The following is an 11,763-nucleotide window of genomic DNA, read 5'->3' on the forward strand; positions in this document are numbered from 1 at the left end:
GAACTCACCATGCGGGGCCACACCTTGTCAGGTGAACAGCTCCGCGCTCATGCGGCCTCGGCACATTGCCGATCAGCCGCCCGCACAGCCTGACAGAACTGGCGCATCAGCGCGGCATCCTTGATGCCCTTGCCCGCTTCCACACCAGAACTCACATCCACAGCCCATGGCCGCACGCTGATGACCCCGTCCTTCACGTTTCCCGGGTGCAGTCCACCCGAAAGGATCATGGGACGAGGCAGCTGTTTTGGCAACAGGGACCAGTCAAATACCTTGCCTCCCCCGCCGTAGCCGTCTACGTGAGCGTCCACCAACATGGCTTGGGCGCCGGGGTAAGCCAGGGCGAAGTCTAACAAATCGAAACCGGGGGCCATCCGGGCCGCCCGAACGTAGGGCCGCAGGGCCGCCTCGCACTGCGCGGGCGTCTCGTCGCCATGGAACTGCAAGGCCGCATGGGGGACAGCCTGCAAGGCCTGCTGAAGCAGCTCATGCGAGGCATTGACCAGCAGCACGACTGGCGTGACGTAGGGGGGCAGACGCCGTGCCAGTTCACCGGCGCGCTCGGGCCGGACATGGCGGGGGCTTTTTTCATAGACCACAAAACCGATGGCATCGGCCCCCGCCTCCACGGCGGCATCGACATCGGCTTCACGGGTCAGACCGCAGATCTTGATCCGCGTGCGGTGTTCAGGGGGCAAGGCCATCCAGGCAGCAGGGCTGGCAGGCAGCCCGTCGGTGTCAATGACGGGATTGTCTCAAAAATGCGGGTAAACGCCCAGCCACCTGTTTGAACACCCCTGATCCGGGCCTGACACCCTTAAAGCCCTTGACTTGCTGGATTCAGGTGGGAAGCCAGTCCAGGCCCGGCACCTGCTCGGGCAGACCATAGGAGGGGTCGTAGCGTGGCCCCAGGAAATACAAACCATCTGGTGAAAAAGTGGGGGCGGCCACCTTGCGATCACGCGCCTGCAGCACGTCCAGCACCCAGGACGCTGGCTGCACGCCCGTGCCCACCATCAGCAGGCAACCCATGATGTTGCGGATCATGTGGTGCAGGAAGGCCTGCCCCTCGAAATCGAAACGCCAATAGGCCGTGGGCGCATCGGGCGGGCCGCAGCGGCGGATAGCAATGTCTCGCAGGTTCTTGACTGGCGTGGGGGACTGGCACATGGAGGATCGGAACGAGCTGAAGTCGTGCTCGCCGATCAGGTGCGCAGCCGCCTGCCGCATGGCATCCAGATCCAGAGGCCTGAAAACCCACCCTGCCCTGCCCGACTCCAGTGCCGGACGCACCGCGGCCTCCAGCAGCACGTAGGTGTAGCGGCGGCCAAGTGCACTGTTGCGTGCATGGAAATGCGCAGGGACCTCAACAGCCCACTGCACGGCGATGTCCTTGGGCAAGAAGGTATTGGTGCCCCTCACCCAGGAAAAAGGCGTGCGGTAGGTGTCCGTATCCAGGTGGACCACCTGGTTGATGCCATGTACACCAGCGTCAGTCCGCCCGGCGCACAGCACCTTGATGGGCTTGGTGATGAACGCGCTGAGCGCCGCCTCCAGCGTGTCCTGCACCGTACCGCCGCCAGGCTGGCTCTGCCAACCCTTGTACGCGTTGCCCAGGTAAGAAACACCAAGGGCGACCCGCCGGGCCGCCCCTGTCTGACTGGCGCTGTGGTCAGCCGAGGAGAAGGCGGATGCCTTCCCCCCCGGATCATCATCCGGCATGCGTCATCAGCCCAGACTGTCCAGCATGGCTTGCGCCTTGGACTTCAAGTTGCCGTCCTGCGAGTTCTCCAGCACTTCCTGCAGGAGTTCACGGGCGCCGTCCATGTCGCCGATCTGACGGAACTCGTCGGCCAGTTCGAACTTGCGTGTCATCGGGTCAGCAGACACCGAAGAAGGCGCGTTGGTCGTGGCCGTCAGCCAGTCATCTTCGGGCTCCACCGCTGCCGTCGGAGCGGGTGCGGGCGAATCCAGATCCAGGCTGATGCTGCTCATGTCGAACGAAGCAGGTGCAGCAGATGCTGCGGGCTTGTGGTCCACATGCAGATCGAAGTCCAGGCCACCATCGGCGGACGGGGTCGCCGAGACGCCAGCATCGATCTTGGGCAGGTCCATCGGGCCGGTGTCCAGGGCAGCCGACTTGGGCTCGGCCACCGTGTTTTCGATTTCGGGCAACTGCAGCGGAGGCAGGTCACCGGCTTCCGTGGTGTGCGGCGAAACCGAGTCAGACACCTCATCCAGCGGCATCGGCGCGGAAATATCCAGATCCAGGTCAACCAGCTCGGCCGGCATGGCAGCAGCAGGTGCTGCAACAGGGGCCGGTGCAGCCGGGGGCACTGGCGCCGCAACGGGCTCCAGCATGCTCGGCGCAGGCATCACAGAATGCGGGATGGTGCTGGCACCCAGCATGTCATTGGGTGTCTCGATGCTCAGCGGCGCGGCAGAAGGCTGGCCACCAGGCTGGTACAGCGGGTTTTCTGGGTCGATGCCCAGGCCCATTTCCTGCGCCTTGGACCAGTCGTCACCCTGGCCATTGGTCAGGTTGAAGAGCTGGACAGCCAATTGCTCGTAGCCCTTGGTGTCACGGCGCTTGGCATAGACCTCCAGCAGCTTGGTGCGCACAGCCAGACGCTCCGGCGTGCTGCGCAGCGCTTCCTTGAGGATTTCCTCGGCTTGCAGATCGCGACCATAGGCCAGGTACACGTCGGCTTCGGCCACCGGGTCCACGTCACCAATGGCATCGAGCTGGCTGAGCGAATAGCTCATGGACGAGGGGCCACCCGTGGCATCACGGGTGTCCACGCGCTGACCACCGCTGGCGCCAAAGAACGAATCGGGCTGCAGACGGCTTTCCAGGAAAGACGTTTCACCCGTATCGCCACGGCGACGCGAGCGGAAGTACATGGCCGCCCCTGCCAGCAGGGCCACAGCGGCACCACCAGCGGCCAGCAGCATCGGGTTGAGCGACTCCAGGAAGCCAGGTGACTCGGGCTCTTGCACAGGTGCAGGCGACACGGGCAGGCTGGGGCGCACAGAAGAGGCCGCAGCCTCAGGTGCGGAGGCCTGGATCGCGGCGGCTGTTGCGGCACCGGAGGCCTGCTCGGACGCGGCACTGGCCACAGCCTCTGCCACCGTGGCGGAGGCCGGCGCAGACGCGGGCTCGATCACGGCAGGCTTGGACGGGACGGGCGCAGGCGCAGGCACGGGCGCCGGAGCGGGTGGAGGCACCACCACGGCAGGCTTGCTCGGGGCAACAGGGACAACAGGGGCCGGAGCCGGTGCAGGCTTGCTGGCCACCACAGGCGCAGGCGGCGGTGTGACCTTGGCGGGCACCGAAGCGGCCGCGCTCTTTTCCTTCAGCTTGCGCAGGTCATCCAGGTTCTTGGACAGCTCGGCCACACGGGTGGCTTCATCCTGCTTGGCGCGGTTCTTGGCCAGGCGATCTTCGGCGGCGGGCTTGGCCGATGAGGACATGCCGCCCTTGCTCAGGGTGAGCTTGTCAGGCGCTGGTGCTTCAGACTGCTTCTTGTCCTGCACTTCGGCCTGGACCTTGCCCTTGGCCTGACGCTGTGGCTGCTCAGGTGTCGTGGCGGTCACGGCACCAGCCAGATGCTGGCGATAGGCGGCAAAGTCGGAGCTTTGCGCCACGATGATCTGACGAGCCTCGTCGGTGGAAACGCTCTTGGCCTGCTCAGCCGTGGGCACGTTCAACACCACGCCCGACTTCAGTCGGTTCATGTTGTTGCCCAGGAAGGCTTGCGGGTTGTTGCGGTACAGACCCACCAGCATCTGATCGAGCGACACGCCGGGCTGCGCCGCGCGACCCGCGATGCGCGACAGCGAATCGCCTTGCTTGACGCGGATGGTATCGGCTTGCTGAGACGGCGCGGTGGACTCTGCCGGGGCAACCTTGGTCGGTGCGGGCGCTTCAGCTTCAGCCGGTGCGGGGGCACTGGCGGCGGCTTCCGAAGCAGAGGGGGCGGGCTTCTTGCCCTTGCGCACCTTCAAAGGCTCGCTAGGCGTTGCAGCCACAGGCTTGGACGGCGCAGGCTTGACCACAGGCTCGGCCACAGCAGCCGGAGCGGGCGCAGGGGCCTGTGCCGGCGCATCAATGGCGGGCGATGTGGTCTGCGTGCTCGAGCGGCTGGTAGGCGGATCGAACAACAGCGTGTACTCGCGCACCAGGCGACCGGAGGACCAGGACAGATCCAGGATGACGTCGACAAACGGCTCCTGCACCGTGCGGTCGCTGACGATGCGCAGATACGGACGACCATCCGTGCGACGTTGCAGCACGATGTTCGTGGCCGTCAGCACCTGGTTGTAGTCGACACCCGCAGCACGGTAGGTTTCCGGCGTGGCAACGCGCACCTGGAGGGAGCTGCCCTCTTCAGGTGTCAGGCTGGTGACATCGATTTCGGCACGCAGGGGCTCCCCCAGCGCCGATTGCACATTCAATTTACCCAGCCCCAGCGCCCAGGTCGAAACAGGCAATACAGCCAAAGCAGAAAAGGCTGCGGCAACCGCAACCTTATTCAGGGCAAATGAACTCTGGGCTTTTGGCCCGGCGGACAGCAAATGATCTTTCAAGGCGTCTCCCAAGTCGTCATGAGGTCGGTTCGTCGACCAGCGGCGCGCCCGGATCGCAAAGCGACCCACAGACGTGCCAGCACCTGCAGACGGTACGCAGCAGAAAACACAATAGCATCAAGCAGATACGGTGACAAGCTCATGCAATTACTGATCTAGCGCCCTAGCGTCGAATTCAGGCCGGAAACAAGTTCCCAGCATGAAACTAGGGGGTTAGATTGTCGCCCTGGGGCAACAAGGCGCGACACCGATTTTGTGACCAGACGTTGCTGGCGCTTGTCAAATATGCGCCGGCAACGTCGGTTAATTCAAATCACGCGTCCAGCAGAATGCGCAGCATGCGACGCAGCGGCTCTGCCGCGCCCCACAGCAATTGGTCGCCAATGGTGAAGGCACCCACGTATTCGGGGCCCATGGCCAGTTTGCGCACGCGCCCCACCGGGATCGTCAGGGTGCCGGTCACAGCCACAGGCGTCAGGTCCTTGATGGTGGCCTCGCGGGTGTTGGGCACGACCTTGGCCCAGGGGTTGTCGGCAGCGATCATGGCTTCGATCTCCTGCACGGACACATCCTTCTTGAGCTTGAAGGTCAAGGCCTGGCTGTGGCAGCGCATGGCGCCAATGCGCACGCAGAAGCCATCCACCGGCACGGCAGGCGACCCGAAGCCCTCGCCTTGGCCGAGGATCTTGTTGGTCTCGGCCATGCCCTTCCACTCTTCCTTGGACTGGCCATTGCCCAGATCCTTGTCGATCCAGGGGATCAGCGAACCACCCAGCGGCACACCGAAGTTGGCCGTTTCGGCTTCCGTCAGGGCGCGTTGCTTGGCGATGACCTTGCGGTCGATTTCCAGGATGGCGCTCTTGGGGTCGTCCAGCAGCGAGCGCACTTCGGCGTTCAGCGTGCCGAACTGAGTCAGCAGCTCGCGCATGTGTTGCGCACCGCCACCGGACGCAGCCTGGTAGGTCTGGGTGGACATCCACTCGACCAGACCGGCCTTGTACAAGGCACCCACGCCGATCAGCATGCAACTGACGGTGCAATTGCCGCCGATCCAGTTGCGACCACCGTTGGCCAGGCTGTTCTTGATCACGGGCATGTTGACCGGGTCCAGCACGATGACGGCATCGTCCTTCATGCGCAGAGTCGACGCGGCGTCGATCCAGTGGCCATTCCAGCCCGCAGCGCGCAGCTTGGGATAGACCTCGGTCGTGTAGTCGCCGCCTTGGGCGGTCAGGATGATGTCGCAGCGCTTGAGGTCGTCGATGCTATAGGCATCCTTGAGCGTGGTTTCGTTCTTGGCCATCGACGGGGCCTTGCCGCCCGCGTTCGAGGTCGAGAAGAACATGGGCTCGATGAGAGCGAAATCACCCTCGGCCTGCATGCGGTCCATCAACACGGAGCCGACCATGCCGCGCCAGCCCACCAAACCAACCAGAGTCGTAGCCATTTTTCTATCCTTCAAATTGAATCTTGTGCGTGTGCGCCCGGGCACACATCAGCTTGCGCCTCAGCCTTGCGCTTTCAGGGCGGCCACCACGGCCTCGCCCATCTCGACGGTGCCGACCTTCTTCGCGCCTTCGCTGTAGATATCAGGCGTGCGCAGACCTTGCTCCAGCACGGCCTGCACGGCGCGCTCGATGCGGCTGGCGGCTTCTTCCTGGTTCAGGCTGAAGCGCAACATCATGGCGGCGCTCAGGATGGTGGCCAGGGGGTTGGCCACACCCTTGCCGGCGATGTCAGGGGCCGAGCCATGGCTGGGCTCGTACAGGCCCTGGCCCTTGGCGTTCAACGAGGCCGAAGGCAGCATGCCGATCGAGCCGGTCAGCATGGCCGCAGCGTCAGACAGGATGTCGCCGAACATGTTGCCGGTGAACAGCACGTCGAACTTCTTGGGCGCCTTGACCAGCTGCATCGCGGCGTTGTCCACGTACATGTGGTCCAGCTCGATGTCAGGGTACTGGGCGTGCACCTCGGTGACCACGTCCTTCCAGAACTGGAAGGTCTCCAGCACATTGGCCTTGTCGACGCTGGTCACGCGCTTGCCGCGCTTGCGGGCGGCCTGGAAGGCCACATGGGCGATGCGCTCGATCTCGGGGCGAGAGTAGCGCATCGTGTCAAAGGCCTCTTGCGCACCCTTGAACTCACCATCAGGCGACAGGCGGCGGCCACGCGGTTGGCCGAAGTAGATGTCGCCCGTCAGTTCACGGATGATGAGGATGTCCAGACCGGCCACCAGCTCAGGCTTGAGGCTGGAAGCATGCGTCAGCTGCGGGTAGCAGATGGCCGGGCGGAAGTTGGCAAACAAGCCCATGTTCTTGCGCAGGCCCAGGATGGCCTGCTCAGGACGCAATGGGCGGTCCAGCTTGTCGTACTTCCAGTCGCCCACCGAGCCAAACAACACGGCATCGGACTCCATGGCCAGGCTCAAGGTGTGCTCGGGCAGCGGGTGGCCGTGGGCGTCAAAGGCGGCGCCACCGACCTTGGCCTCTTTCATCTCGAAGGCCAGATCCAGGGTGCTCAGCACCTTGACGGCTTCCGTGACGATTTCGGGACCAATGCCGTCACCCGGCAGAACAGCAATCTTCATGACCATGATGGAGTCTCAGCGAGGAGTGTTTTTTGTTTAGACGATGCGGTGGTTCAGCCAGGGCTTTTGCGCCAGGCGCTCAGCCTCATAGGCCTTGATCTTGTCGGCGTGACGCAGGGTCAGGCCGATGTCGTCAAAGCCGTTGAGCAGACAGAACTTGCGGAAGGGCTGCACGTCAAAGGGCAGCTCGGTGCCATCAGGCTTGATCACGACCTGGCGCTCCAGATCGATGCTCAGCTCATAGCCTGGGAAGGCCGCCACTTCATTGAACAGGTTGTCGACCTGCAACTCGCTCAATTGAATGGGCAGCAGACCGTTCTTGAAGCTGTTGTTGAAGAAGATGTCAGCAAAGCTGGGCGCAATGATGGCGCGAAAACCGTATTGGTCCAGCGCCCAGGGCGCGTGCTCGCGGCTGGAGCCACAACCGAAGTTCTTGCGCGCCAGCAGCACAGAGGCGCCCTTGTAGCGCGGCTGGTTGAGCACGAAGTCCGGGTTGGGCTTGCGCGTGGCCGGGTCCTGGCCGGGCTCGCCCGCGTCCAGGTAGCGCCATTCGTCGAACAGGTTGGGGCCAAAGCCCGTGCGCTTGATCGACTTGAGGAACTGCTTGGGAATGATGGCGTCGGTGTCGACGTTGTCCCGGTCCATCGGGGCCACCAGGCCCTTGTGAATGCGAAATGCTTGCATGGTGAATTACTTTTTCGCTGCGCCAGAGATGGCCTCACCGGCCTTTTCGATGTCCTGCCCCAGGCCGTGCACCGTGTTGCAGGCCGACAGCGCCAGCATGGACAGGGTCACGATCAGAAAAACAGCCAGACGTTTCATGTGAGGGCTCTCCAACTACAAGACAAATGGGATCAGGCGATGCGGCGGATGTCCACGAAGTGGCCTTGCATCGCAGCGGCGGCGGCCATGGCCGGGCTCACCAGATGGGTGCGGCCACCCGCGCCTTGACGGCCTTCGAAGTTGCGGTTGCTGGTCGAGGCGCAACGCTCACCGGGCTCCAGGCGGTCGGCGTTCATGGCCAGACACATGGAGCAACCCGGCTCACGCCACTCGAAGCCCGCGGCCTTGAAGATCTGATCCAGGCCCTCGCGCTCGGCCTGCTCCTTGACCAAGCCGGAGCCAGGCACGACCAGGGCCAGCTTGATGTTGGAGGCCACGCGACCACCGATCTTCTTGACCACGGCGGCAGCTTCGCGCATGTCTTCGATGCGACTGTTGGTGCACGAACCGATGAAGACCTTGTCGACCAGGATGTCGTTGATGGCCTTGTTGGGCTCAAGCGCCATGTACTGCAGCGCACGCTCGGTGGCCGAGCGCTTGACCGGGTCCTTTTCCTTGTCGGGATCAGGCACGCGGTCGTCGATGGACAACACCATCTCGGGCGAGGTGCCCCAGGTGACTTGCGGCTTGATGTCGTTGGCGTTGAGCTCGACCACGGTGTCGAACACCGCGTCCGCGTCGGAGTGCAGCGTGCGCCAGTAGGCCACGGCCTGGTCCCATTCCACACCCGCGGGCGAGAAGGGGCGACCCTTGCAATAGTTGATCGTGGTGTCGTCCACCGCCACCAGGCCCGCACGGGCGCCGGCCTCGATGGCCATGTTGCACACGGTCATGCGGCCTTCCATGCTCAGGGCACGGATGGCGCTGCCGGCGAACTCGATGGTGTAGCCCGTACCGCCGGCCGTGCCGATCTTGCCAATGATGGCCAGCACGATGTCCTTGGCGGAGCAGCCCTTGGTCAGCGTGCCCTCGACGCGCACCAGCATGTTCTTGGCCTTCTTGGCCAGCAGCGTCTGGGTGGCCAGCACGTGCTCGACTTCGGACGTACCGATGCCGTGCGCCAGCGCACCGAAAGCGCCGTGCGTGGAAGTGTGGCTGTCACCGCAAACCACGGTCATACCGGGCAGCGTGGCACCCTGCTCCGGGCCGATCACATGCACGATGCCCTGACGCTTGTCGCTCATCTTGAACTGCGTGATGCCGACGCGGTCGCAGTTCTTGTCGAGCGTGTCGACCTGCAATTTGGAGATCGGGTCCTTGATACCCTCGGAACGATCGGTCGTGGGCACATTGTGGTCACTCACGGCCAGGTTGGCCGACAGGCGCCACACCTTGCGCCCGGCAATGTCCAGCCCTTCGAAGGCCTGCGGGCTGGTGACTTCGTGCACCAGATGACGGTCGATGTACAGCACGGCAGTGCCGTCTTCTTCGGTGTGGACGATGTGCTCGTCCCAGATCTTGTCGTAGAGGGTGCGTCCCATGATGCTCAGTCGGGCAAAGGGCTGGAGGGCCCTGTAGAGGGAAAAGATGACGATTTTAAGGCAAGGGCCGCAGGAATGACGCCACAAGGGCCCGGGTTTCCCTTGTGAGCAGGGTTTTGATCCGCAAAGCACAGCGGAAAAGCACAAAGGGCATGCCCATTTGACTGGACATGCCCTTCTGCCGCCCCTCCCAGAGCGATATGGCGACTCTTCGGTCGCACTCCCTTTTAAGCACAGTTTGACAGCGTTAAAACCTTCTTCTTTGGCGCAACTATAGCACCACATATAGACAATCAGATTACCACCAAGTAGCAATTAAATGCAACAAAGCGTAGCCAATCTGTGCAATTTCACACACATTCGGACACCACCATGGTGCGCACGGCGTGACACAAAGCCCAGCCAGCCCATACCAGCGCTGTAAAATGCGCGGTTCCCGGCGAATCAGACAAGGCAAGAATGCCACCAGGTGGCGAATTGATGACACCTTGCACGCAAACGCACGCCGAAACGCCCACAGCAAGCCAAATCAGTGACGGAGAAGAAACCAATGAGCGTGATCAACGTGATGATTGCCGACGACCACCCGTTGATCGTGGAAGGTCTGGCCAGCGTGCTCTCGCGCCATGGCCTGCATGTGGTTGGCTCCGCCAGCGAAGCCTCTGCCGTGGTCGACACCTATGCCGAGCTGCGCCCGGACGTCCTGGTGCTGGATCTGCGTTTTGGTGATGCCAGCATTGGCGGGCTGGACCTGCTGCAGACGCTGATGGCCCGCTTCCCCGAAGCCCGTGTCGCCATCTACACGCAATTTGACCAGGACACGGTTGTGCGCGAGGCCTACAAGCGCGGCGCCAAGGCCTTTGTCCCCAAGAGCACCGACCCTGCCGACCTGGCGCAAGCCATTCTCAAGATCCACGAGGGCGAAACCGTGTTCCTGCCCGACATCGCCGCGCGGCTGGCCCTGCTCAGCGTGCACGGTGACCAGTCGCCACTGGCCCGCCTGCAACCTCGGGAGATCGAGGTGTTCAAGCTGATGGCACAAGGCCTGACGAATGTGGAGATTGCCGAGCGCATGAACCTGTCACCCAAGACCATCAGCACCACCAGCCAGTCCATCAAGGACCACCTGGGCATCCACCGCGCCGCAGACATCACCTTGCTCGCGGTGAAGTGCGGCTTGATCGAGCCTTGAGCCCCGCCCTTCGCGCCGCTCGATCAGTAGAAGTCAAAACATGAAAACCAAGTTGGCCCCTGCCCTGGCGTCCCTGGCCATGGCATCGCTCTCACTGTCTCCCGGGGCCATGGCGCAGCAGCAGCCAGCCGAAGACATCGACTCCACCGAACTCAGCTACCCGGTGGTGATCACGCCCACGCGGCTGCGTCAGTCCCTGGGCGATGTGCCCGCCAGCGTCACCATCATCACGGCCGACACCCTCCGCCGATATGGCATCACGCGCATCGAAGAGGCCTTGCGCCTGGTACCGGGCATGGTCGTATCCCGGGCCACTGGCAACGAGTACAAGATCAATTACCACGGGACCGACTCCAGCACCCCGCGCCGCCTGAATGTGCTGATCGATGGCGTCTCGGCTTATCGCCCCGGCTTCTCACGGGTGGAATGGCCCTTGTTGCCCGTGGCACTGGAAGACGTTGACCGCATCGAGGTCACACGCGGGCCCAACTCTGCGGCGTACGGCCCCAACTCGATGATGGCGGTCATCAACATCCTGACCAAGCACCCCAAGGATGTGGACCAGGGCATGGCTTCGGTCTCGGTCGGTTCGCACCACGAGCATGGCGCCACCGCGCGTCTGGCCACCAAGCTGGGCGACACCCATCTGTATGCCACCGCGGACAAGCAGCGCGACAGCGGCTACGACCACATCAGCTTGCGCGGCGGGGCCCATGACAGCACCCAGGTGCAAAGGCTGAACGTTCGCTCCCAGACCGATCTGGGTGCCGGATCCTCGCTGGAGCTTCAAGCATCCCTCACCGACGGCAAGCGCGACATCGGCTATGTGCAGGACGTCTTTCAGACGACCAACCCCGATCAGAAAACCACGGAAACCCTGGTAAGCGGCAAATGGACGCGCGCGCTGTCGTCAACCCATGAGCTTCAGATCAGAGGTTTTCACGACAAGCTCAGCACCAAGCAGAGCTGGCTTACCTGCCCCTTCAGAGGCCTGTTTGTGCCGGCCTTGCGCACTTTCATCCTCGACAACCCGACGATCCTGGCAGGCATCATCGAGACCGGGACGCTGTCTACCGGCGACCCTGCCCGGGATATGCAGATTGCCAATGAGCTCAATACCATCCTGGCCC

At 63.2% G+C, this 11,763-nt stretch carries 10 protein-coding genes; 2 read left to right on the forward strand and 8 right to left on the reverse strand.

Annotation, left to right across the window (positions count from 1 at the left end; genetic code table 11):
• Positions 1-47: 47 nt before the first annotated feature.
• The 8 genes from HY019_RS19530 to leuC all read right to left on the reverse strand — a co-directional run bounded on the left by HY019_RS19530 (position 48) and on the right by leuC (position 9,441).
• Entirely contained in the window at positions 48-704 is a 657-nt protein-coding gene (locus HY019_RS19530) for a phosphoribosylanthranilate isomerase (RefSeq protein WP_290695393.1), read from the reverse strand.
• A gap of 136 nt (positions 705-840) precedes the next feature.
• The gene (gene truA / locus HY019_RS19535) at positions 841-1,722 is read right to left on the reverse strand and encodes a tRNA pseudouridine(38-40) synthase TruA (protein ID WP_290695395.1); all 882 of its coding nucleotides are present in this window, start codon (positions 1,720-1,722) and stop codon (positions 841-843) included.
• A gap of 6 nt (positions 1,723-1,728) precedes the next feature.
• A complete protein-coding gene (locus HY019_RS19540) occupies positions 1,729-4,503 on the reverse strand; it encodes a FimV/HubP family polar landmark protein (RefSeq protein WP_290695397.1) in 2,775 nt (924 codons plus the stop codon).
• 400 nt (positions 4,504-4,903) lie between these two features.
• Complete coding sequence (gene asd, locus HY019_RS19545; protein ID WP_290695399.1) at positions 4,904-6,037, reverse strand: aspartate-semialdehyde dehydrogenase; 1,134 nt, start codon at positions 6,035-6,037, stop codon at positions 4,904-4,906.
• A gap of 60 nt (positions 6,038-6,097) precedes the next feature.
• Complete coding sequence (gene leuB, locus HY019_RS19550; protein WP_290695402.1) at positions 6,098-7,177, reverse strand: 3-isopropylmalate dehydrogenase; 1,080 nt, start codon at positions 7,175-7,177, stop codon at positions 6,098-6,100.
• Between the two features lie 36 nt (positions 7,178-7,213).
• On the reverse strand, positions 7,214-7,861 hold the full coding sequence (leuD, locus tag HY019_RS19555) for a 3-isopropylmalate dehydratase small subunit (protein ID WP_290695404.1): 648 nt from the start codon (positions 7,859-7,861) through the stop codon (positions 7,214-7,216).
• A 6-nt stretch (positions 7,862-7,867) separates the two neighbouring features.
• Positions 7,868-7,999 carry an entericidin A/B family lipoprotein gene (locus HY019_RS19560; RefSeq protein ID WP_290695406.1) on the reverse strand — a complete coding sequence of 44 codons (132 nt, stop codon included), beginning with the start codon at positions 7,997-7,999 and terminating at the stop codon, positions 7,868-7,870.
• A gap of 32 nt (positions 8,000-8,031) precedes the next feature.
• Positions 8,032-9,441 carry a 3-isopropylmalate dehydratase large subunit gene (leuC, locus tag HY019_RS19565; RefSeq protein ID WP_290695408.1) on the reverse strand — a complete coding sequence of 470 codons (1,410 nt, stop codon included), beginning with the start codon at positions 9,439-9,441 and terminating at the stop codon, positions 8,032-8,034.
• A gap of 550 nt (positions 9,442-9,991) precedes the next feature.
• On the opposite strand from leuC, the gene HY019_RS19570 reads away from it, so the two are divergent.
• Together HY019_RS19570 and HY019_RS19575 are read left to right on the forward strand one after the other, a co-directional pair.
• Positions 9,992-10,633 carry a response regulator transcription factor gene (locus HY019_RS19570; RefSeq protein WP_290695409.1) on the forward strand — a complete coding sequence of 214 codons (642 nt, stop codon included), beginning with the start codon at positions 9,992-9,994 and terminating at the stop codon, positions 10,631-10,633.
• A 40-nt stretch (positions 10,634-10,673) separates the two neighbouring features.
• Positions 10,674-11,763, forward strand: a 1,090-nt coding sequence (locus tag HY019_RS19575; RefSeq protein ID WP_290695411.1) for a TonB-dependent receptor plug domain-containing protein, incomplete at its 3' end; no start/stop codon positions are given.

The sequence above is a fragment of the Aquabacterium sp. genome, assembly GCF_016195855.1.
GTDB lineage: Bacteria > Pseudomonadota > Gammaproteobacteria > Burkholderiales > Burkholderiaceae_C > Aquabacterium.